19 protein-coding genes are annotated in these 23801 nt (G+C 40.6%); 12 read left to right on the top strand and 7 right to left on the bottom strand.

Going from position 1 to position 23801, the window contains the following annotated elements; all coding sequences use genetic code 11:
* Positions 1-24: 24 nt before the first annotated feature.
* Both Q4575_RS17350 and Q4575_RS17355 read right to left on the bottom strand, forming a co-directional pair.
* A complete protein-coding gene (locus Q4575_RS17350) occupies positions 25-1326 on the bottom strand; it encodes an inosine/guanosine kinase (protein WP_215963994.1) in 1302 nt (433 codons plus the stop codon).
* A 303-nt stretch (positions 1327-1629) separates the two neighbouring features.
* Positions 1630-1893 carry a GrxA family glutaredoxin gene (locus Q4575_RS17355; RefSeq protein ID WP_215963993.1) on the bottom strand — a complete coding sequence of 88 codons (264 nt, stop codon included), beginning with the start codon at positions 1891-1893 and terminating at the stop codon, positions 1630-1632.
* A gap of 175 nt (positions 1894-2068) precedes the next feature.
* Between Q4575_RS17355 and amrB the strand changes: the two genes are divergently transcribed.
* From amrB to Q4575_RS17370, 3 genes are all read left to right on the top strand, one after another.
* Complete coding sequence (gene amrB, locus Q4575_RS17360; protein WP_215963992.1) at positions 2069-2761, top strand: AmmeMemoRadiSam system protein B; 693 nt, start codon at positions 2069-2071, stop codon at positions 2759-2761.
* A gap of 43 nt (positions 2762-2804) precedes the next feature.
* Positions 2805-3017, top strand: a complete 213-nt coding sequence (locus Q4575_RS17365) for a DUF1289 domain-containing protein (RefSeq protein ID WP_303523663.1) — start codon at positions 2805-2807, stop codon at positions 3015-3017.
* 331 nt (positions 3018-3348) lie between these two features.
* Positions 3349-3558, top strand: a complete 210-nt coding sequence (locus Q4575_RS17370; RefSeq protein WP_215963990.1) for a cold-shock protein — start codon at positions 3349-3351, stop codon at positions 3556-3558.
* 49 nt (positions 3559-3607) lie between these two features.
* Here Q4575_RS17370 and queG read toward each other — a convergent pair whose 3' ends face one another.
* Positions 3608-4804 (bottom strand): tRNA epoxyqueuosine(34) reductase QueG, encoded by a 1197-nt coding sequence (gene queG / locus Q4575_RS17375; protein ID WP_303523664.1) that lies wholly within the window; start codon positions 4802-4804, stop codon positions 3608-3610.
* Here queG and Q4575_RS17380 point away from each other — a divergent pair.
* From Q4575_RS17380 to tldD, 4 genes are all read left to right on the top strand, one after another.
* Positions 4785-6344, top strand: coding sequence for an NAD(P)H-hydrate dehydratase (locus Q4575_RS17380; RefSeq protein ID WP_303523665.1), 1560 nt, complete (start codon positions 4785-4787; stop codon positions 6342-6344). The genes queG and Q4575_RS17380 overlap by 20 nt on opposite strands.
* A gap of 243 nt (positions 6345-6587) precedes the next feature.
* Positions 6588-10640: a YhdP family protein gene (locus Q4575_RS17385; RefSeq protein ID WP_303523666.1), complete on the top strand. Its 4053-nt coding sequence runs from the start codon at positions 6588-6590 to the stop codon at positions 10638-10640.
* Complete coding sequence (locus Q4575_RS17390) at positions 10634-11464, top strand: carbon-nitrogen hydrolase family protein (protein ID WP_215963986.1); 831 nt, start codon at positions 10634-10636, stop codon at positions 11462-11464. The genes Q4575_RS17385 and Q4575_RS17390 overlap by 7 nt, the downstream gene beginning before the upstream one ends.
* Positions 11465-11474: 10 nt before the next feature.
* Positions 11475-12914, top strand: a complete 1440-nt coding sequence (gene tldD, locus Q4575_RS17395) for a metalloprotease TldD (protein WP_215963985.1) — start codon at positions 11475-11477, stop codon at positions 12912-12914.
* 72 nt (positions 12915-12986) lie between these two features.
* Here the strand turns inward: tldD and yjgA are convergent, their stop codons facing one another.
* The gene (yjgA, locus tag Q4575_RS17400) at positions 12987-13505 is read right to left on the bottom strand and encodes a ribosome biogenesis factor YjgA (protein ID WP_215963984.1); all 519 of its coding nucleotides are present in this window, start codon (positions 13503-13505) and stop codon (positions 12987-12989) included.
* 89 nt (positions 13506-13594) lie between these two features.
* Between yjgA and pmbA the strand changes: the two genes are divergently transcribed.
* Entirely contained in the window at positions 13595-14938 is a 1344-nt protein-coding gene (pmbA, locus tag Q4575_RS17405) for a metalloprotease PmbA (RefSeq protein WP_303523667.1), read from the top strand.
* A 100-nt stretch (positions 14939-15038) separates the two neighbouring features.
* On the opposite strand, the gene Q4575_RS17410 is transcribed toward pmbA, so the two are convergent.
* Both Q4575_RS17410 and priA read right to left on the bottom strand, forming a co-directional pair.
* Positions 15039-15584, bottom strand: coding sequence for an SPOR domain-containing protein (locus Q4575_RS17410; protein WP_215963982.1), 546 nt, complete (start codon positions 15582-15584; stop codon positions 15039-15041).
* 22 nt (positions 15585-15606) lie between these two features.
* On the bottom strand, positions 15607-17805 hold the full coding sequence (priA, locus tag Q4575_RS17415) for a primosomal protein N' (protein WP_303523668.1): 2199 nt from the start codon (positions 17803-17805) through the stop codon (positions 15607-15609).
* A gap of 86 nt (positions 17806-17891) precedes the next feature.
* Here priA and Q4575_RS17420 point away from each other — a divergent pair, with 86 nt between their 5' ends.
* The 4 genes from Q4575_RS17420 to Q4575_RS17435 all read left to right on the top strand — a co-directional run bounded on the left by Q4575_RS17420 (position 17892) and on the right by Q4575_RS17435 (position 21100).
* Positions 17892-18245: a hypothetical protein gene (locus tag Q4575_RS17420; RefSeq protein ID WP_215963980.1), complete on the top strand. Its 354-nt coding sequence runs from the start codon at positions 17892-17894 to the stop codon at positions 18243-18245.
* A 129-nt stretch (positions 18246-18374) separates the two neighbouring features.
* Entirely contained in the window at positions 18375-18587 is a 213-nt protein-coding gene (gene rpmE, locus Q4575_RS17425; protein ID WP_215963979.1) for a 50S ribosomal protein L31, read from the top strand.
* 582 nt (positions 18588-19169) lie between these two features.
* Positions 19170-20393, top strand: coding sequence for a malic enzyme-like NAD(P)-binding protein (locus Q4575_RS17430; protein WP_215963978.1), 1224 nt, complete (start codon positions 19170-19172; stop codon positions 20391-20393).
* Between the two features lie 134 nt (positions 20394-20527).
* Positions 20528-21100, top strand: coding sequence for a hypothetical protein (locus Q4575_RS17435; protein ID WP_303523669.1), 573 nt, complete (start codon positions 20528-20530; stop codon positions 21098-21100).
* Positions 21101-21129: 29 nt separating this feature from the next.
* Here the strand turns inward: Q4575_RS17435 and Q4575_RS17440 are convergent, their stop codons facing one another.
* Positions 21130-23661 (bottom strand): penicillin-binding protein 1A, encoded by a 2532-nt coding sequence (locus Q4575_RS17440; RefSeq protein WP_215963976.1) that lies wholly within the window; start codon positions 23659-23661, stop codon positions 21130-21132.
* Positions 23662-23801: the final 140 nt, after the last annotated feature.

A 23801-nucleotide genomic window follows, 5' to 3' on the forward strand; every position in this document is an offset into this window, starting at 1 on the left:
ACTCTGCTCGAACTTAAATAGCAACTAGTGCCAATAAGCCGATTCTAAGTTATCTTCGCGTTCTGGTAAGCCTTTAGATAAACGTGGAGAGCTTTGAGATAACACCTCAAAACTAACACGATTGGCGTATTTACAAATTTGAGCCAACGACGAGTATGTTAATGCTGGCACAACATGTTTGCTCGACTCTGGTACGTTCATGCGGTGGTAGTCAATAGCAGCGATGTCATGTAACAACGCGGCTAATGCGCCATCACCAGCCCCATTTGTATTGGTGATTTTTTCAGGACCACCCATATACGGTGCGATATAAGAATAGATTTTAATAGGTTTATCACAAACGGCACGACTTAATGGGCGGGAAAACTCATATCGATTAAATTCGCTAATCGAACTTGGCAGCAACGGACGCTGCGTTTCACGTTTGTATTTTTCATCGGTGTAACCTGCCATATAAAGTCCCACAGGACCCGCAGTGCAAAGCACTAAGTCAACGAGTTCTAACATTCGTTCACAGGCGATAAGTGGATCGTTACTGCCAACAAGGGCTTCAGCTTCATCTTCATTCATTGCGATAATTTGCACATGTTGCTTGATAAAGTCGCGCCACCATTGTGGTTTTTCTTCGATGACAAATCGAGTGCCTAAACTGAGTACAACAGGGACATTGTGTTTGTTGGCGTACTCTATAGCCTGAAGAGTCGCTTTATCTAATGTGTCGTCACCTGTACAACGAGTAAAATAGGCGCTGATAACAAATGCACTGGCGTTTTTAATCAAATCTTCATTGATAAAATCCGGGGTCAGTTTGTTCATCACACCGGAGTCAATCGCAAAGGTACGTTCGCCGTCTGGTGTAATTAAGGTGAATGCACGACCTATTGCACCATCGACGGGTTGTAACTGTTGCAAGTCAACTTTTGACGACGTATTGCATAAGTAGCGATAGGCGTAATTACCTACTTGAATGTTTTTACTCATCACACCATAGAGCACCGAACGGTCATCTGCTAAAACAGAATAGTTGTGAAGTGTATTACCAATCGTACCGCCTGCGTGTTGATCAGTGATTAGTTTCTGTTCAAGTAAATATTCATATAGCTTTTCAGCAAGGTCTGGGGCAACTAATTGCGACTGTCCGACTTTTAAGCTGAACTGGTCGAGCAATTCTTGGCTCACATCTGCTTCGATATCAACTATGGTTTGGTCAATGCCAACTACATAGGGATGTTTTAATAAAACATCGGTATCGATCTTGTTACTGACAGGATCTTTTTGTTCAACAGGGAAATAATGTTTGTACTTTCGACGTCCGGGAAATCGCATAATATCTGAGGCAGTTGTAAAAAAAGCGAAGAATAGCTGATCCCAACCGTTTTTAACATGAGTTTTAACGGTTTATAGAAGATAATATTGACAATATAGCGGCTAATTCGAAGACGTTAGCTTAGCCTTTACTAATAAAAAGCTAATTTAGAAGACATAATTTAATATTTTGTTTAATAAAAAACACTAAAATTCAATTTGTTACATTTTAACTACGATTGTTTCCAACAAGTTAATGCAATTTGTTTACACAATAAATAGATGAAAACGCCCTTAACAGTTAACGTAAGGACGTTGACAAATTTATTGATATAACGCTAGGTTTTCTTTTGCGTAAGCTTCAAATTCTGTGCAACCGCCAACATGTGTTTGGTCTACAAAAATCTGTGGAACTGTTTCAACAGGCTTACCAACGGTTTTTTCTAAGTCCGCTTTACTAATGCCTTCAGCATGAATGTCGACATAGCGAAACTTAAAATCGTCTCGTTGTTCAACTAGTTGTTCAGCGATCTCTTTCGCTCTAACGCAATATGGGCATCCTGGACGACCAAATATAACTGTAAACATAATCTTTTCCTCTAAGTTGGTATGTGAGCAGTATATTGCTTCCTGCTTAAAATTAATATTTACAAAAATCGATAGTCATCATTGAATAAATGAATCGTAGAAAATGTCGATTTAAATTAGCTGTAATCTCGTTGTCATCTATACTATTCTATATGTTTACAGACAGAGTTGTTTAATGGTCATTCGTCCAGCATGTGCCGCAGGTCATAATTATCCTGCCGACGCTGATGAGCTCATCACCGTTGTAGCCAAGTTGTTATTGGCTTACCCAATAGCGAATGTACAGCCCTATGCGTTAGTCGTTCCTCACAATGCGATACAAAATTGTGGTGAGATAACCGCTGCCGCCTATAGGCACCTTTCAAAAGTGTCTTCTGTAATCGATCAAGTGGTTGTGATTAGCTGCATAGAAGGCGAGTCTACTGGCATTCATGTACCGGCATGTGATCAATTCACCACGCCTCTAGGTGCAGTCCCAATTAACAAGTGCCTAAGTACGCAGTTGCAAAAATTACCTTTTGTTGTTGCAGATGATACTGCGCATTACCACTCTGCTCGGATTGAAGTTCAGTTGCCCTATCTACAAACGTGTTTAACCGATTTTTCGATTATGCCGGTATTAATTGGTGATGTTCCTAGCGATGAATTAAGTTTGTTTTTCCATAGCTTACCAACAAGTCGAAATACTCTTATTATTTTGTCTTTGGATGTTAAAGAACAAGATATTGAAGAAGCCGACCTAGACGAACAAAGTTTATTTGTTTCTTTTCTCGAATTTTGTAATGACGTGAAATGGCAAATTAAGCCCGCTTTGGCGGAAACTGAATTTACTGACCAAAATGTTGCTACAAGTTTTATTGCCCATTAATTCTACTTTAGATGTTTAGCACCTTTCTCATAGGAAAACTGTTATGACGGAAATCTCATCTCCGTGTATTCGTAATTGTTGCTTGAACGCAGAAGATGTTTGTTTAGGTTGTTTTCGGACGATCACCGAAATTTGTGCATGGACTAGTTATACCAATAAAGAACGGGAAAACGTATTGGCAAAGTGTGGTTCTCGTCAGCTAGACATGATGGATAAACAGGAAAAATCCACCAAAGTGCAACCAAATTCAAAATGATATTAGTACGAAATTGTCTTATAAATGCGCAAAGGATCAGGCCTTTTAGGCAAAATGAGTATTAAAAAGAGCTAGATAATAAAAAATTAATTTAACAGTCATCGATAATTCATTAGCATTCAAATTCAATTGTGGTAACGTTATTAGGTCTTTAATTAGACAGATTACATTGTTAGATGCTTCTGTTAGATACATGCTTATAAAATTCGTTTCGTCTTAGATACGTTGAGTTGTATAGCTAGAAAGTTACCGTGCAATTATCACTGTCTGGTTAGGGATATTTGCGACGATTGGTGTCGCTTTAAGTTAATATATAAAGTTAGAGGTTTTTATGTCTAAGACGACAGGCACAGTAAAATGGTTCAATGAATCAAAAGGTTATGGATTTTTAACTCAAGATGACGGTGGTCAGGACGTATTCGTTCATTTCCGCGCAATAGTTGGTGATGGGTTCAAAACTCTGAAAGAAGGCCAACCTGTGTCATTTGAAGTTGAAGATGGTCAAAAAGGATTACAAGCGGCGAACGTAGAGCCACAGTAATTTGGATGATTGTCAACGTGCTCGTTTAGAGCACGTTATTTCTACTTGCCTACCTTGCATCTCTAGGTAGCCCTATGTCTATTGCTTTAATCAGTCTTTGAAGCTTCCGCGGTTTCTCATCTGTTTTACCATTTAACTTATCAAACTTTAATTGTTGCTCAGCCAATGCCCAGTCAATGTGTTCATCAACTAGGTCACTGATCTGATTTTGTTTTTGCTGTAGTGCGTTAACTATGGTTAATGAAAAAGCGGCATTTCCTAATGCAATTGCAATATTTCTGCTCCAACTTTCAAAACCAATGCGTCTTATTGGCGAGCCTTCAGTATTTTTTAGAAATTCGGATTCGGTCCATTGCCATAACGCCAAAAGTGATTTGGCGGTTAACTGTGCCCTTGGTGTAAAGTCATCTTCATTCGTTAGTTGCCCTTGGCGAGTCCATGGGCAGATCAGTTGGCAGTCATCACAACCATAAATTCTATTGCCCATCGCACGTCGATATTCAACAGGAATTGACCCTTTTAGTTCGATTGTTAAATACGAAATACATTTTCGGCTATCAACGACATAAGGTTCGACAATCGCGCCGGTTGGGCACGTTGTAATACACGCCACACATTTTCCACATTGCTCTTCAACTGGCATATCGGCAGGCAAAGGTAATGGTAAAAATAGTTCCCCTAAAAAGAACCAACTACCTGCCTCCTCATTTATTATAAGTGAGTGTTTACCAACCCAACCTAACCCCGCTTTTTCTGCGATAGGGCGTTCTAGTACGGGAGCGGAATCTACAAATGGACGGAAGTTCAGTGTTTCGTCACCAATTTCCGCGGCAATTTTTTGACCGAGTTTTTTTAATTTGTTACGTACCAGTTTATGGTAGTCACGGCCTAAAGCATATCGGCTAATAAAAGCTAAATTATCATCTTCAAGTGTTGCTGCAAACTTGGCATCAGCGGGTAAATAGTTAAGTCGAACAGAGACTATAGAGACGGTTCCGGGTAGCAATTCTGATGGGCGAGTTCGCTTTGTGCCATGGCGAGCCATAAATTCCATTTCACCGTGGTAATTTTTATCCAACCACTGTTGAAACTTATCTTCATGTTTTGTTAAATCTATGTCCGAAATTCCGACTTGCTGAAATCCAAGTTCCTGTCCCCAAATCTTGATATTTTTGGCAAGTTGGTAATAGTTAGTTGTAGAAGCACTCAAAATAGTTGCACATCCAATGATATATAAAGAAACCATAGACACTTTACCATCGAACCTATACTTAGCTGAACAAATAAAATTGGGGGAAATCAAATGTGCTGAGCAGCAGGGTATAGATATGTACCAACTGATGGAAGCGGCAGGTCACGCTGTTTTTGATTGTGTTCTTGCTAAATATTCTCATGCTAATCATATTATTGTGCTTGCTGGCACAGGCAATAATGGCGGTGATGCATACGTTGTTGCGCGTTTGATTAATCACTCTAATATGCCAGTGACTGTGTTTTCACCTAAGCCGCAATCTAAACTTCGAGGAGACGCAGAAATTGCTCGGCAGTCGTTTTTATCCCATGGCGGCACAATAGTTGGGTTAGAAAAATTGCCAGATCTTGTTGATGAATTACATCCTAGTTTGTTAATAGATGGACTATTGGGGACTGGTTTTGATGGAGCGTTAAGAGATGAATATCGCGTAGCCTTAGAATTTATTAGTACGCTGTCACTCCCAATAATTGCTATCGATTTACCAAGTGGTTTAAACGGTGATACTGGGCATGTTGTTGATTTTGCAATTAAAGCGACCTATACAGTCACCTTCGTTGGCCTAAAAGTTGGACTGGTTACTGGTGATGGTCCAGATTATTGTGGCACGTTATTGTTTTCTGGTTTAGGAATCGAGCAGTGTTTAAATCATTCAAATATTGCGACGGCGACTTGGTTAAAATCCCCCATACAAGCCCAACTACAGAAACGAAAATTTAATAGTCACAAGGGCAGTTTTGGGCATGTCGTCTGTATTGGTGGCGCGGTAGGTATGCCCGGCGCTATTTTTATGGCAGCTAAGTCCGCATTGCGTTCTGGGGCGGGCAAAGTGACGGTGATCACACATCCACAAAATGTCACTTTGATTAACAGTTTAGCGCCTGAATTAATGGTTTTTGGCAGTGATGGCGAAATGGACCAGTCCATAAAAGACAGAATTAGCCACGCCGATATTTTGGTCGTTGGCCCTGGTTTGTCTGTCGCGCCTTGGGGAGAAAGTGTTTTCACTCAATTGGTCGCTGATGATTTATTAGCGCATATTCCAACCATACTTGATGCGGATGCACTAAATTTACTTTGCAAGCATTACGTTCCTCTTGTTAAGAATAAAAACTTAAATAAATGGGTATTAACACCACATCCACTTGAAGCTGCTCGTTTGTTGGATATTTCCGTTCTTGATGTCAGTAAAAATCGCGTCGCTATAGCTCGGGATATTGCACACAAATTTGGTGCGGTTGTCGTGTTAAAAGGTTGCGGTAGTATTATTACCGACGGCGTTAATGTTGCGATCAATGGGTCAGGTAATCCGGGTATGGCAACAGCAGGAATGGGGGATGTTTTAGCGGGGGTAATTGCGGGTGTTATGACAAATTTTGACAAAAATGAGACAGCGCTACAAAAAAGTACACAAAAAGCGGTATTTTTACACGGTTTAGCAGGAGATATTACTGCAAAAAATGGCGAAATCGGTATTATATCCACCGATGTCATTGAATTAATGCCGCAGGCACTTGATATCTGTATTAAGTAAATTGATTTGTTATATTATTTGCACAAAAATTGCGTAAAATTAAGGGTTGAATTCGACCCCTAATTTGGAATTTTTGGCCAGTTAATAGAACTTATCTCTTGTTTCAAACTCAAAGATAAATACACCTCTTGCATAACTGATTGTGCGGATGTCTATTATATTCAATTCTAAATTTCATTTAGATAGTTGATCGTATTGCTGGTGGTGCCTAATGCCTTTACACCACAGCAGAAAGGAAAAAGATTGTTAAAGAAACTGTTTGTTAGATGCGCAAAGATACTATGGGGCTGTATTGCTACCAGTGTTGTGCTTTTGGCTGTTGTGATCAGTGTCTTAAAGTATTCTTTACCTTATGCCGACGAATATCGACTTGATATTGAAGCCTACCTTTTTGAACAGTTTTCTGCAGAAATACATATTGGCGGGATTGATGCTAGTTGGCATCGTTCTGGGCCTGTCATAATCCTAAAAGACGTGCAACTCGCCCCGTCACCATCTGCGCCACTCGATATTAGCATTGCTGAAACACGTATAGAATTTAACTTTTGGCAATCCTTAAGCCAACAAAAAATGGTGACGAGTGCCTTTTTGTTGGACGGAATTCGTTCGTCTATCGACAGTGCGGTGTTTTTTAAAGTTAGACCAAGTAGCGAAGGAAGCGAGCTATTTGAAAGTCTTAGTCATCTATTTTTATCTCAAGTACAACAATTTAGAATTCTAGACAGTTTTATCGTTGTAAATTACGACGACGGCGAATCACAAAACTTTCAGTTAGACAACCTAACCTGGGTAAATAACGGTAACCGACATCAAGGTCAGGGTGAAATTTACGTCGATGGATTTTCTACGAATTCAATGAATGTCGTTGTCGATCTTTACGGACAACGCCGTACCGATATTTTTGGCCAAGTATATTTTGAAGCCAATAACATGGATGTAACACCATGGTTAAAACAACTGGTAGGAAAACACATACAAGTTAAAGGCACAGATGCGAATTTTTCCGTTTGGGGCGAAGTGAAAAATGGCCTTGTGGAAAACATCTTGCTAGACGTCAATAACAGTAAGTTGAATTGGCAAAAAGCGAAACAAGATAAGTACTTAAACGTTGAAAGTGCGCAAATACAATGGTGGAAATCTGAAGGCAACTGGCTATTGTTTGGCAATGAAATCCAATTAGTCACCGACGTAAATCGTCCTTCGCCATTTAACTTTACCGTTAAATATGGCACTGAAAAGTCGCAACTACAGGCCAATAAATTTGACTTAACCGCGGTAACCCAGTTGTTCACGCTATTTTCCGCCACCAAGCAATTTAGTTTGTTAGCCGACTCTAATGTCGCAGGCCATGTCGGCGAATTGCAGATGCAATGGGGTGAAGACCTGCCATTAAGCGGCTACTTAGATGTTGTCGATTTTGATTTTGTGCCGAAAGCTACGGCCAAAGAAGCATATATGGGTGTGCAAAATCTAGAGTTTAAAGCCTATTGGAAAGACCAGGATATTTGGCTGGACCTTAACGGTAAAAACGGCACCTTGCTGACCGAAGATACATTTAGCGACACAATTACTTATCAAAAATTAAAACTACAAACATTGCTTAGTTGGCAATCTGGCAGTTTTGTTATGGAAATGCCAACGGTGGTTTTTCAGAACAATGAAATCAATTTAGACATGTCGTTGAGTTACAGTGAATTGGCAAATAGTCACTTGTCTTTGTACGCCGAGGTTACCGGTCCAACACAGGGTAAAATCGGAAAATATCTGCCACGATATTTGATTGGCGATGAAACTTACGATTATCTCCAGAAAGCCATTCATACAGGACGCGGCGAACTTACGCGCGTTTTAATAGACGGTAAGATTGACCAAGTTTTCAATTCTGAATTGGCTATTAGTGAGCGCGGTAAGTTCATTGTTGAAGCTAAGCTGCGTGATGGCCAATTTGAATTTGATCCCGATTGGCCTGCGATCGAAAAAATGAATGCCAAGTTGACTGTGACAGAAGACCGGATGGACATTTTTGCGGAGTCTGGTTTATTTAGTTCATTAGTTATCGACAATAACGTTTTAGCGAGTATTCCTTTAGTGGGGGAGCGTAAAAACGTTAATTTGAGTTTAACACCGCAACAATTGCAACTCAGCGACTTCCATCTATTAGTTGCTGAAACGCCTTTGAGAGATATTATTGGTGATGTATTTGAGTTTGTGCTGTTGGACGGAGCGGCAGATGCCAATATCAAACTCGTTATTCCAACGGATAGCAGTCCATTGCCAAATGGCGATATCCCTCAAGTGTTTGCATCGGGGACATTAGATACACATAAGTCGACTTTAAATTTGCCAAAACTCTATACCGAATTTGAAAAGATAGATTCAGTAATTACCTTTGCCAACGAAAAGTTTAGTGTTGAAGCTAAATCTGCTGATTGGCATAAACTGCCGGTGACATTTAATGTTTCTGGTGCTCAAGGTGAAGACGGTTACCATATAAAAAGTGACTTGGTTTCAACATGGTCAGTTGATCAACTAAATAATGTGTTTGAATTACCGGTCTTTGAACACGCATCTGGTGAGTTTTCATCAATGCTCAACGTCGAAGTTAATATCGATGACGAAGCATTTCAGTATGTCGTAGACGGCAAATCAGATTTGACCGATGTCGCATTGAATATTTCTGGGCCACTAGAAAAGGCTGCGGGTAAATATGCAAGTTTAGATATATCAGTATCGGGCGATCAGGATGATAGTAGTATTGTTGCTGAAATCGAAAATAGACTTGTCTTTACCGCAGAAATACCAGAAGGCTCAAGTCGCTTAGAACGCGCGCATTTAGCCATTGGTGGCGGGACGGGCGTATTGCCAGAATCGGGCTTTGATATTTCAATCGATACGCCTTTTATTGAATTTGAACCAACACTAAATTTCGTCTTAGATATAATCCACGCCTTACCTGAATCTGATCCTAGTAGCATAGGCGTTATAGACGCGCCAACGGCCATAAATGGGGTGATTTCGCACTTTAATATTCTAGGACAAGACTGGAAAAATGTAAGTTTAAATGCCACTAACAAAGCAACGGGCTGGTTGTTTTCGATTGGCGCGCAGCAGACATTGACTGATATAACGGTATTTAATGATATAAATAAAGACGGGATCCTAATTGATTCTCAGTTTTTGCAAATTGTCACTAGTGGTGAGCCAACAGCAGCACAAACTAAAACGTCAGAACTAATTTCTTCAGGCCTTGTCTCTCCAATTGGTCAGACACCTAACGAAAATATCGGATTAGATAAAACGGTGCAACCTGTTGAAGCTCGCGTCAGTAATTCGATAACCGATTCTGCAGAGCTTATTCGTAGCTTGCCACCAATACGATTTAAATGTGAAGTATGCTCATTTAATGAGAAACCATTAGGTAAAGTTCAACTCACAGCAAAACCTGTGGACAATAAACTGGTCATTGAGACATTCTCATTCGAATATGAACGAACTAAATTGGAAGCGACGGGAAGTTGGCTTGGCAACGAAGCCGGCGGTGTTACCTCACTGAAAGGTAAGTTGTATTCTCGATACTTCGGTAAGTGGTTACAAAATTGGGGGTTAAATTCTGGTATTAAAGAAAGTGATGCAACAATTAATTTAGCCCTAAGATGGGATACTGCACCACATGAATTTAGTTATGAAAAATTAAATGGTAAAGCCGATTTTAAATTGGGTGAAGGTTCGCTTAGCGAGATAAGTGATCAGGGGGCACGAATATTCTCATTATTTAGCCTAGACTCGCTTTATCGTAAACTGAAGTTTGATTTCAGTGATGTTTTTGCCAAAGGCCTTTTTTATAATGACATCAAAGGCGATATCGTTTTACGTAATGGCGTTGCATTAACCGACAATATTAAAATGGATGGTGTTGCCGGTGATATGAATATGGCGGGTCAAACAGACCTTGCTAAAAATACTCTAGATTATAATGTTAGCTTTAAACCGAAAGTGACTTCGAGCCTTCCTGCAATAGCGGCTTGGTTTGCGCCAGCTGATGGTGGACTGACATTATTGGCGGCTATAGCGTTGGACAAAATTATTGAAAATGCTCCTGTGGTATCTGAAATTAAATTAAAGATCACCGGTGACTTGTCCGATCCAAAAGTAAAAGAAGTGGAGCGTTTTACGCGCACCGTTAAGTTACCCGATGACGTAAAACAAAAACGTCAGACCAAAGGCGCTAAAAAGAAAAAAGTCAATCAAGACGATAAACAACCAGAGACAGCAGAAAAGGGAGACGGCCCATGGTAAAAGTATTTAACTTACAAATGACCTCCGCTCCGAATGTTGAGGAAAATATCTCGACGGTTCAATCTTTATTGAACGAACGCGCCGATGAAGTCAGCGGTAATATTGTGGTTTTACCAGAGTGTTTTGCGTATTTTGGTGGTAAAGAGTCCGGCAGTTTTGACATCGTTCAACCTATTGGCGCAGGTCAATTACAAGCCGATTTGGCAAATATCGCACGTAAATTTAAGATCTACTTAGTTGCTGGCAGCATGCCAATTACTGGCAACGACAGTAAAAAGTTTAAAAACGTCTGTTTGGTATTTGGCCCAACAGGCGAATTAGTTTTAGATTATCAAAAAATCCATTTGTTTGACGTTACCGTTGCCGATGGCACTAAAAATTACCGAGAATCCGATACTGCAGAGGCGGGGGACAGACTTGCGATTTTTAAGGTTGGTGAGTTAAACGTTGGAATAGCGATTTGTTATGACCTCAGGTTCCCAGGCTTGTTTCAAATACTTAGACAAGACTTTGAGGTAGATTTAATTTTATTGCCGAGTGCATTTACTAAAACCACAGGAGCGGCTCATTGGCATACATTGGTGCAGGCCCGGGCAATTGAAACACAATGTTATGTTGCGGCTTGTAATCAAGTGGGAAGGCATCAAAATGGCCGGGAAACTTACGGACACAGCTTGATAGTAGACCCGTGGGGACAAATTTTAAGTGACGCCAAACTCGACATTGGCTTATATAGCGCGGAGCTAGATATTAATTATCTGGCACAAGTTCGTCGTCAAATGCCCGTCGCAGAACACAACCGAATAAACTACAAATTAAAGTAAAGAGACAATTTTGAATAGTGTAGAGCAACATATATTAGACGCAAATAAATTGACCGAACAGGATGTATTTAACGGTTTGGAAATCATGCTTGAACATAAGTTGGATTACGCAGATTTGTATTTTCAAGCGAGTTATCATGAATCTTGGGTGATGGAAGATGGGATCATCAAAGATGGCTCTTACAATATAGAACAAGGTGTTGGCGTACGTGCGGTTAGTGGCGAAAAAACGGGCTTATCTTATTCTGACCATATCAATGCTAAAGCAATTAACGATGCGGCCACAACGGCCAGAAGTATAAGCGCCGCGGGTGCACATGCAAAACAACAAGTCTTTAGTAAAACTAAAGCTAATAAAATCTACCCTGATCGTCATCCGTTAAACTTAATGTCAAATGATGAAAAAGTTGCTTTGTTGCGTAGCGTCGACAGCTACATCCGTCAGCAATCACCAACATCACAAAATATCGTAGTAAGCATCTCAGGAGTTTATGAACAAGTTTTAGTGGCCGCAAGCGATGGGACGTGGGGAACAGATACTCGTCCGTTAGTCCGCTTAAACTGCTCTGTTGTTTTAGAAAAAGACGGTCGTCGAGAGCGTGGTGGCGCAGGCGCTGGTGGACGTACAGATTATGGTTTTTTTGTTGAATTAGTCGATGGTAAATTACGATACCAACAGATTGCCGACGAAGCGATTAAGATGGCGACCGTTAATTTAGACGCTATCGAAGCGCCGGCAGGCACTATGCCAGTTGTATTAGGTAATGGCTGGCCTGGTGTGTTGTTGCACGAAGCGGTAGGGCACGGTCTTGAAGGTGATTTTAACCGAAAAGGGTCAAGCAACTACAGTGGTAAGATTGGTCAATCCGTTGCCTCTGAGTTATGTACTATTGTTGACGACGGCACTATGCTAAATCGCCGTGGTTCAATTAACATCGATGATGAAGGTGTTGCATCAAAATACAATGTTTTGATTGAAGACGGCGTATTAAAGTCGTATATGCAAGACAAGATGAATGCTCGTTTAATGGGCGTAGAGCCAACGGGGAACGGTAGAAGAGAGTCTTATGCTCACTTACCCATGCCACGAATGACCAATACTTATATGTTGCCTGGTGAAAGTTCCCCTGAAGAAATTATTGCCAGTGTTAAAGACGGAATTTATGCTAATAATTTTGCCGGCGGTCAAGTTGATATAACGTCGGGCAAGTTTGTGTTTTCGGCTTCTGAAGCCTATTTAATTAAAGACGGCAAGATTAGTACACCTGTAAAAGGGGCGACATTAATCGGCAACGGGCCAGATGCAATGGCAATGGTTTCTATGGTCGGCAATGATTTAGCGTTGGATAAGGGCGTCGGTGTTTGCGGAAAAGACGGGCAAAGTATTCCGGTAGGCGTAGGACAACCAACACTCAAACTCGATGAGATGACTGTTGGCGGCACCCAATAAGCGGTTTCCAGCTAACTGAATTCAGTTCAACCAAGCTTTTAAGATAGCAAAACGTTTTTATAACTTAGTTATTTAAACGTTTTGCAGTCCAGTTTTAATATACTGAAATATCTCTTTAAAACTTTTGCCCGGTTTCTCTTTAGCAACTTCTTTTGCAGCTTGACGAGTCAGCTGACGAAGACGTTGTCTATCCAAGGAAGGGCAACGTTCAAGTAGGGCGTCAATTGCCTTATCTCCATTGTCTATAAGTCCCTGACGGATACTTTCAATCTCTAGAGAAAATTTGTCAGGTGCATTTTTAGGCGCAATAAACTTATGCAATTCACGTTTTAAACCTTCGATATCTTCATCACGTAACAACTTAGTCATAAACTGAAAGTGGCGACGTAATGCGTCTGGCTTATTACTGATCTTGTCAGCTAATTTGAATGCTTCTCTTAGCTCGTCACTCGCCGGCAATTTTAGTCGCTGGGATTTAGACAACTTAGTCAGCTGTGTAGCTAAAGCTTGTAGCTCTTTAACTTCTTTCTTTATTTCTGTTTTACTGATGTAATTTTCATCATCAGGCATTAAATAATATGGCTTTGTCATAGGATAAAAAAGTCTTATTTTTTGATAACTGGAGTATAGGTTTTATGCTATCCTCACGCGAGCATTTTCACTAAATTTTTTGAGTATATATGTCCCAGCAATATGATGTTTCCGAGGATATTAGTCAGGTTAAAGACGCCATCGCCGACTTAATGAAAATGGCGAAAACCTATGGCGCTACCTCTGCGGAAGCTGTTATCAGTAAATCAAAAGGCATCACAGTTTCAAGTCGTTGCCAAGAATTAGAGAATATCGAATTTAATCAAGAAGGTGCGTTAGGCATCACCGTTTATGTTGGACAACATAAAGGTTCGGCCTCAACCGCAGATTTAACTCACGACGCATTGAAGCAAGCCGTTAAAGCGGCCATCGACATCGCTAAGTATACATCAGAAGATGAATGTTCTGGATTGGTCGATAATGATGAGCTAGCCACTAATATTCTAGACTTAGATCTTTATCATCCGCATCAAATCAGTCCAGAAGAAGCCATTAAGTACTGTATTGAAGCTGAAAAAACCGCATTCGAAACCGACGCTAGAATAACGAACAGTGACGGTGCATCCCTTTCTTCGTATGAAGGCTTTAAAGTCTATGGTAGCAGTGAGGGCTTTATTGAGGGTTATGCAAGTACGCGACACAACTTGAGTTGTTCGGTAATTGCACAAGTTGACGAAGACATGCAACGCGATTATGCGTATACCGTAGAACGTGAATTTAACCTACTAAAAAGCCCAATTTGGGTCGGTGAAAAAGCGGCGCAGGCTGCTGTTTCTATGTTAGGTGCTCGAAAAATAAATACCTGCCAATCACCAGTTATATTTCATGCCGAAATCGCTTCGAGTTTATTTGGGCATTTAGTTTCGGCTGTTTCTGGCGGCAGTTTATACCGTAATTCATCATTTTTGATGGATTCGCTTGGTACATCAATTTTCCCAGACTTTGTTAACATTAGTGAACGACCACATATCATGAAAGGGTTGGCGAGCAGTCCATTCGACTCGGAAGGTGTTAAAACGTTAGACAGAGAAATTATAGATGCTGGCGTGTTAACAACCTATTTACTCACTGGTTATTCTGGTCGAAAATTAGGCATGAAATCCACTGGGCATGCAGGTGGCATTCATAACTGGTTGGTGAAACATACTGAAGCTGATCTTGATGCTTTATTAAAGCAAATGGGCACAGGTCTGCTGGTGACTGAGTTAATGGGACAAGGTGTAAATACAGTAACCGGTGACTATTCCCGTGGTGCTGCTGGCTTTTGGGTTGAAAATGGTGAAATCCAATTCCCAGTTTCTGAGGTAACCATTGCTGGTAATCTAGCCGAAATGTTTAAGCAAATAGTGGCAATTGGTGGTGACGTTGAACGCCGAGGAGCGGTCCAAACGGGTTCAGTATTAATAGAAAATATGCAAATTGCCGGAAGTTAAAGTCGCTAGACAACTGCTATGAAATAAAACAAGCCACTGACATCAGTGGCTTTTTATTATCGCTACAAAAATTATTGTTGTTGCTGTTGATTGGTATTACTTAACGCCACAACCATATTTCACAGTAATTAATGTTATTACTCTTTAATACATGACGTGTTTTTTCAGCGTCTCGTTTGCGGTCGAATGGCCCCAAAATGACTTTATACCAAACTCCGCTGCTGCCTTCGACACGTTTTACCTGTGACTCGAAACCGGCAAATGCAATTTTCGCTTTTAAAGATTCAGCTTGGTCTGAATGCCGTAACGAGGCGCATTGCATCAAAAATGGCCCCTTGTCTTCGAGTTCATCAGCTGTAACTTTTACTTTTTTGTTCTCTAACTCTTCAATAAAAGTCCAAGTCTCATCTTCTGGTGGAGGTGGAACCGCTTGTTTTTTAACAACATCAGGTTTCGTTTCTGGATTTGCACCGTCGGTAATAAGCCCGTCATCTTTGATATTTAATAGAAAATAACCAAAACCCGCGACCAAAGATAAAACAATAATTGCTTTTATGATTGGAAATGGTCTTTTTGGTGGTGTTGATTCTTTTGGGGGCTTGGGTCTTTTTTGCTTAGGTTGACTCACGTAATCTTTATTTTTCATGGGCAAAGAGCCTTAATTCAATTTAGTTGTGATCGATAGGATCAACGTCGATACTCCAACGGATTCTATTATCCTTTTGAATAGTATCCAAGTTTTCAATGAGCCAATCGACAACTTTGTGCAAATAAGGTCGAGATTGGCACTGTAATGTCAGAAGAAAGCGGAATTTACCGGCTTTTTTCATCATGGCGGCTGGACTCGGACCTAAAGTTTGCAGATTTGGGAATTGTCTTAAATGTGGCAAAAGTCCATTTAGCCATTCAAGACCCGCTGTTTCGTGGGTCGATTCGGCTTTTAATAGAATATGGTGAGAAAACGGCGGCAAATGTAACATTTTACGTTCATTTAACGTAAATACGGCAAAATCATTATATGTGTTGTTAACAACATCTTGAATGACCGGGTGTTCAGGGAATCGGGTTTGCAGCCAAACTTCACCTTTTATACTGCCTCGACCAGCGCGTCCGCTCACTTGGACAATGAGCTGAACGAGTTTTTCTGGAGCACGAAAATCGCTGCTAAAAAGGGCACCGTCAACGTCGACTACACCAACTAAGCTGACATTAGGAAAGTGATGTCCTTTGGCAATCATCTGTGTGCCAACGATGATCTGAGGGCCTTTTTGATTTATCTTTTCGAGGACTTCCTGGAACTGTCCTTTTTTACTTGTGCTGTCTCTATCCAAGCGAGTTAAAGGAATATCAGGGAACAATTCTCGCAATTTATATTCAAGTTGTTCGGTACCAACGCCAACCGCGGTTAATCGTGTTGAACCACAACTCATACATTGGTGAACGGTAGGATGCTGATGACCACAATGGTGACAAATGAGTTGGTTGATATTGCGATGGTAAGTCATATAACTTGAGCAACGATGACATTCAGTTAGCCAATGACACTCTTCACACATCAATACAGGCGCATAACCACGTCGATTAATAAACAGCATCACTTGATGACCTTGGGCTAGTTGTTCACCGATGCGTTCTATCAACGGAGTTCCTAAGCCGGAATCCTGTGGACATAAATTTAGGTCTAACAATTTCATCGTTGGCATTTGGCTGCCAGCTGCACGTTGGTTCAGCTTTAAATGATGAAATTTCTGGGTCATAGCATTGTTTAAAGTCTCTAAACACGGCGTTGCCGATCCCAAAACAACCGGGATTTGAAATTTGTTGGCGCGATAAAGTGCGATGCTGCGACTGTGATACTTAAACCCGTCTTGTTGTTTAAATGATGGGTCGTGTTCTTCATCGATAATAATCAAACCTAAATCTGCGAATGGTAAAAACACTCCAGAGCGAGTCGATATGATGATTTTGGCTTCGCCAGATTGGGTCTTTTGCCACGTATCAAACCTTTGTTTATCCGTCATACCGGAATGCCATAACGCAATGCAAAGCTTAAATCGTTGTTCGAATCGTTTTATGGTTTGTGGAGTTAACCCAATTTCAGGCACTAACACGAGAATTTGCTGCTGTTTTAATAAACGTTGTTCAATTACCTGCAGATAAACTTCAGTTTTACCGCTGCCGGTGACACCATCGAGTAAAAAGGTTGTGTGACCAAAGCATTGATTTATCGCGGCAACAGCGAGTGCTTGCTCTGCATTTAGCGCTAAACCTGGTTGTAGTTGCGATTTATCAATCGTGGTGGGGGCGGGCTTTATGTTTTGCCATTCCGCCCACTTTTGGTCGACAAATTTTTTAATAGTGGGGGCGGTAATCCCGTGGTCTGCCAATTGGATTCGACTTAGTGTCTTGTGCTTTAAAAGATCATAGAGCTGTATTTGCTTTTTGGCGTTGGCAGAAAACTCACTGCGTTTTGGCATCATTGGCGTTGCAACTAATGATTCAGGTAAAAGAGCCTCTAGTTGTCTGTTTTCTCTCAATAATTTGGGTAAAGCACTGTAATAAACATCGCCTAGTGGATGTTGATAGTATTTGGCTGCCCAATTTAAAAAGCCAATTTGCTCTTCGTTAAAGACAGGCTGGCTATCTATCATTTCAATAATAGATTTAAGCTTAGAATCCGGGATGTCCGTGGTGACGTCGTACTCAACAACAATAGCCACAAGGGACTTATTTCCAAAGGGTACTAGCACACGTTGGCCGGCACAAATGGTCAGTCCGTTTTGCTTTTCTGTAAGGGCATAATCGAATAATCGACGCAGCGGTACGTTTAACGCAACGCGTATTATTTTATATTCTAACTCAAACATGGCATGCGCCAACAATTAGATAGCTTGACATCAGATTAGCAATCACTTACTTTTGATGCGGTTTATATTATAGGCGTTATTCATTAATGGCTTCGTTTCGACATATTTTGAGTTTCGGGTTAGCTACCTTTATAGGGACTCTTACATTTAATAACAATGTAGATGCTAAGGAAGCAAGAATTTATTCTACAGAAGGATACTGTATATTAGCATTTGAGCAAATAGATAGTAGCTATTTGCAAGACTATGAGAAAAAACTTGGGTTTAAACCTAAGGTCAAGCTGTGCAATCGTGTAAATCGATTGGTTTCGGAGTTTCAACCTGAAAATTGGAATTACTCCTACGGCCAACCATACCCTGGTAGCAGTATTTACATAAATCCTGAACAAGTTAAATTAATTGAAGAAGCCCAGAATAACCGTCGACAAGTCCGTCGTTGATTATTTCTGCAGTTTAAGCCTTGATCTTTTTATTTTTCCATTTATAATTCGCGCCCTTAATTTTATTAACTTCGTATGGTATTCGACATTAAGATCGGATGGCGATGCGGCCCACTGAGGTAATCCAAAATGCAAAAAGATATCCATCCGCAGTACAACGAGATCAACGTATCTTGTTCATGTGGTAACAAATTCGTTACTCGTTCTACTCTAGGTAAAGACCTTCACTTAGACGTATGTTCAGCTTGTCACCCGTTCTACACTGGTCAGCAAAAAGCTGCTACTACTGGTGGTCGTGTTGATAAGTTTAAAAACCGTTTCGGTATGTTGGGCAAAAAGTAATTGTTGCCAAGCATCTAAAGAAAAGCACCTTAGGGTGCTTTTTTTGTGCCTAGATTTTGAGTCTCAAAATTTTTATTGTTCTAACTCACTAATTGCGCATGAGTAGTTTATCCCGTTAACCTCGAATTACATGGTCCAAGTACCACATTTAATGATGTCGAGCGTTTCAATGTGCTGGTTTTCAGTATTTATCTCCATTTTTTTTAGCAATATTCACTATTTTTCTAACGGGTGTTCGTTGTAATTAATCTACAACTGAAAGTTTCCCGAATTTTAGTTAATTTACGTGAATCAACACGATACAGAGCTAAATCATTAAAATATCTATGAACTTCTTATAAAAAGTTTTACCTGGTGCATCTATTAATTGCACTTAATACATCAATTGTTGTTATTTGTAGTTAAATTACACCCAACTGGTACGAACAGGTAGACATGCTATAACTTATTACCAGTAAACGGTTTTTTATCTACGACTTTAGTAGTAAATTGACCGTCCGATTACGCCTAATTTTGATCAACGAGGATCGTTAGGCTAGGACAACAATTAATAATTAGAACTACGCAACTGGGATTATATCAATGTCGGATTTAAAGAAACGTGCACTGCAGTACCATTCAGAACCTACTCCAGGAAAGATTTGTATTGCCTTAACAAAACCGGCGGAAACTGTCGATGACCTTTCTTTGGCTTATAGTCCTGGTGTTGCTGAACCGGTGAGAGAAATTGCTGCAGATCCTGATAACGCATATAAATACACGTCAAAGGGAAATACCGTTGCGGTCATTACAAATGGTACAGCGATACTAGGTTTGGGTAATCTTGGTCCATTGGCGTCTAAACCAGTAATGGAAGGTAAGGCGCTATTGTTTAAACGTTTCGCCAATATTGATTCGTTTGACATTGAAGTAACACATAAAACCCCCGCTGAGTTTATTAACACAGTTGCAAGTATTGCAGATTCGTTTGGCGGCATAAATTTGGAAGACATCAAAGCACCGGAATGTTTTGAAATAGAAAGAGAACTTATCAAACGTTGTAACGTTCCGGTATTTCATGATGACCAACACGGAACCGCAATAGTTACGGCTGCCGGCATGTTAAATGCCTTAGAAATTCAGGGTAAAAGATTAGAAGAGGCGACTATTGTTTGTTTAGGCGCTGGCGCAGCGGCAGTTGCTTGTATGGAATTACTTATCAAATGCGGTGCGCAACGTGAACGCATCTATATGTTAGACCGCCAAGGGGTTATCCATACTCGTCGTGACGACCTGAATGAATTCAAGGAGCGTTTTGCCAACAATACTGATAAACGTACTTTAGAAGATGTGATGGATGGCGCAGATGTATTTGTAGGGGTTTCTGGAGCAAACTTACTGAGTCAACATGCACTCAAACTTATGGCTCCTAATCCTGTGGTATTTGCTTGTTCAAATCCAGATCCTGAGATAAAACCTGAATTAGCAAGAGCCGTTCGCGATGATTTAATTATGGCGACAGGCCGTTCAGATTATCCTAATCAAGTTAACAACGTTTTGTGTTTCCCGTTCATTTTCCGCGGTGCATTAGATGTAAGAGCAACTGCTATAAATGATGAAATGAAGATAGCTGCGGTTGAAGCGATTCGTTCTTTAGCAAAAGAACCCGTGCCGCAAGAAGTTTTAGTTGCGTCAAATCTAACTTCTCTTGAGTTTGGCCGAAATTACATTATACCTAAACCGATGGATGCTCGTTTGCTGGAACGCGTTTCAAATGCCGTTTCAGAAGCCGCTATTAAGTCTGGTGTTGCCAAAATAGGTTTTTGATCTATTTTTGACTGAACTGCAAATTAGCGCTAAACGTAAAAACCGCATTAATGCGGTTTTTTTGTATCTTATTGGTTTGTTGTGGTATTAGCTTGCCGTGGTATTAGTTCTGATAACGAGAATGTGGACAATGTATGCGTTTATTCAATGACATAAAATCAGATAAAAACCTATATGCCATAAGTGCGCTGCCACTTGTGACAGTTTATGATGACAATTGGTTTTTGCGGAATGACTATGATGTTCTTTCAATAGGACAACGCAACTATATTATCCAGTTTTTTGCGCAGTATGGTTTTAAACAAAAAACCGGAAAGACGTTAAAACAGTTCGATAAAACGGTGCACTTGGTACAACCAAATCGCAACTTAGCGATGTCAAATTTTGATCCGCGCTTTATCGAAACACCACCCCAAACATCCAGTGCAGAAGGGCTAAACGTCGACGCATTGAACCGAGACAATGTCTTTGTGATTACGCCAACGATGTTCGCAGAAGCGTTGTTTTATTGTCATGTGGAGGATAAGGCATTAGCTATTGAGTCAGTTAAACAACTCATCAACACATGCCCTTATAATATTGAATGGTTACGCGACATAGCCTATAGAACCCCAATTGAAGCCGTAACAAATGATTCTTATAATGCGCTTGTCGCGTATCAAAAACACGTCATTGCCAATAAGTTTAAAAAGAAAAAGGCGTTATAGTGACTAATTGAACTTAAGTAACGAATTGATCAAAACAACTCTTCTTCTTCGGCAATAAAGTCCTCTTCGTCGTCGATATTCACAGGTCGGGAGTTTTCTGCATATTTGTCTGGTTCAGTACCTTTTTTGAAGTATTCAAATCGGGTTGTGTAATCTGTTTTTCTAGATAGAAGTCCTGTTTCTCGATCTATCCTGACGGAAACAACCCCCTCTGGTATTTCTCGATAGGTAACAGGAATGTCAGGTAAAACGCGACTCATAAAATCTACCCAGCCAGGCAATGCGGTTTTCGCGCCTGATTCCGCGCCATAAATATGCCCGTCACCTAAATTGCTATTATAAGCGGTTCGGCCCAAAGGACGTCCCGGTGCGTCAAAGCCGACCCAGGTTGTAGCCACTAATTTGGGGGTGAAGCCGGTAAACCATGTGTCTACAGCTCTATTCGTTGTCCCTGTTTTGCCACTGAGGTCTCGACGTTTTAACGTTTGTGCTCGCCACGCAGTACCGTTCCAGCCATTACCTTTACTCCATGTTCCGCCTCCCCAAACGGTGCTGTTCATTGCGTCTGCAACTAAAAACGCATTTTCTCTACTAATGACTCGTGGGGCGTCTAAGGCAAATGATTCAACCGAATCCTCTGTGACCTCAACGTTATCGTCAGTAAGTGCGTCTAACGGTTCTAATTGTGAAGGCTCTCTTGCAATATATTTTGTCGCTTGGAAAACATTTTTTTCGCTTGCATCAGTGACATGATCAATAAGATTTGCTTTAACTAAATAGCCGCCATTTGCAAACGCACTCATTGCAGTCACAACTGAAATCGGCGTTAACGATGCCGAACCAAGTGAAAGTGATTCATTTTTAGGTAAATCGCTTTCTGCAAAACCAAATTTGGTTAGGTGATCAACTGTTTTTTGGATCCCCAATGAACGCATTAATCGAACCGACATCACGTTTTTAGACTGAGCAAGTCCACGTCGAACTCGCGTAGGACCATCATAATTTTCAGGCGAATTTTTTGGACGCCATGCTGTGCCAAGATTCTTATCCCATTTATTGATTGGTGCGTCGTTTATTAAACTACTTAATGTAAAGCCATTTTCTAGGGCGGCAGAATAGATAAAGGGCTTAATGTTTGAGCCGATTTGGCGTTTTGCTTGAGTCACTCGGTTGTACTGATTACCAACAAAATTGTAACCACCGACCAGAGCTTTGATATCACCGTTGTTCGGATCAAGTGCTACGATTGACGAGGTGACACTTGGGATCTGACTTAAACGTAAGCGACCATCTTCAAGTTTTCGAACCCATATCTGCGCGCCAGGCACTAAGATGTCAGACGCCAATTTAGGGGCTGGCCCTTGTTTGTCGTCACTAATATAAGCACGAGCCCAACTTAAGTTATCCCACTCAATCACGTCAAATTGATTGCCTTTGAGCTGCACATAAGCGGTTTGCTCTGTTGTATTTGTAACAACCGCAGGCATTAATTCATTAAATTGCTTAAGGCGTGACAACCTTTGGTCGATCTTTTCTAGACTCCAACTGGCATTAGCAGAAGTTGTACTGTCTGTCTCTTCCTCACTCCATAAAGTGAGCGTAGCGCCTCGATAACCATGTCGCTCGTCGTAGGCAAAAATATTATTTCTTAGCGCAATCTGTGCGGCTTTCTGCGTTTTAGCATCTATTGTTGTATAAACTTTAAATCCTTCGGTATAAGCTTTTTCTTTACCATAACGCTCAACCATTTCTTTCCTTACTTCTTCTGCGACGTAAGGGGCATGTGCGGTAATATTGGCGCCGTGGAGTTTTGCGGTAATTGGCGCTTCAATTGCTTCTTTATATGTCGCTTCATCAATCGCACCGACAGTGAACATACGTCCGAGTACAACATTTCGACGCCATTTGGCTTTAGCTGGATTACGAACAGGGTTATATGACGAAGGAGCTTTTGGTAAGCCAGCGATTAACGCAAGTTGTGGCAGCGTCAATTCATTAATTGGCTTATCGTAATAGACTTGCGCTGCAGCCCCGATACCATAGGCTCGGTTACCAAAATAAATCTTGTTGAGATAAAGCGTTATAATTTCTTTTTTCGTTAAGATTTGCTCAAGGTGCAAAGCGATATAAAGTTCTTTTACTTTTCGGATAATGGTTTTATCAAATGTTAAAAATACGTTTCGAGCGAGCTGTTGGGTTATGGTACTTGCGCCCTGTGCGGCACGACCTTTTGTAATAGAAACAAAAGCGGCCCTAACGATCCCGATAGGATCAAATCCAAAGTGTTCGTAAAATCGAGAGTCTTCGGTGGCAATAATCGCCTCCATCAGCTGAGGCGGAATTTCTTCATAAAGTAATGGGTTACGGCGTTTTTCACCGAATTGGGAGATCAGTTCGCCATCCGCTGTATAAATTTTCATCGGTATTTGGAACTGAACGTCGCGAATTGATGCCTCATCAGGCAATTCATCTTGAATATAAAAATAAAATGAAACTAAAACCGTAAGCCCTAATAATCCACAATAGAATAATATTCGTAGTAATTTATTCAGCCAAACCATTGAAACTACCTAAAAAAATTTGTCAATATGTAACGAGCTGATAGTATAACTAGAACCAGCATAGAGAAAAGGCTTTTTATTCGATTAAAAAGCGTCTAATCTCTGTATTAAAGCATATTTTTTCAGGAAGCTCAGTTACT

This window comes from Psychrosphaera sp. 1_MG-2023 (genome assembly GCF_030548245.1).
Lineage (GTDB): Bacteria > Pseudomonadota > Gammaproteobacteria > Enterobacterales > Alteromonadaceae > Psychrosphaera > Psychrosphaera algicola.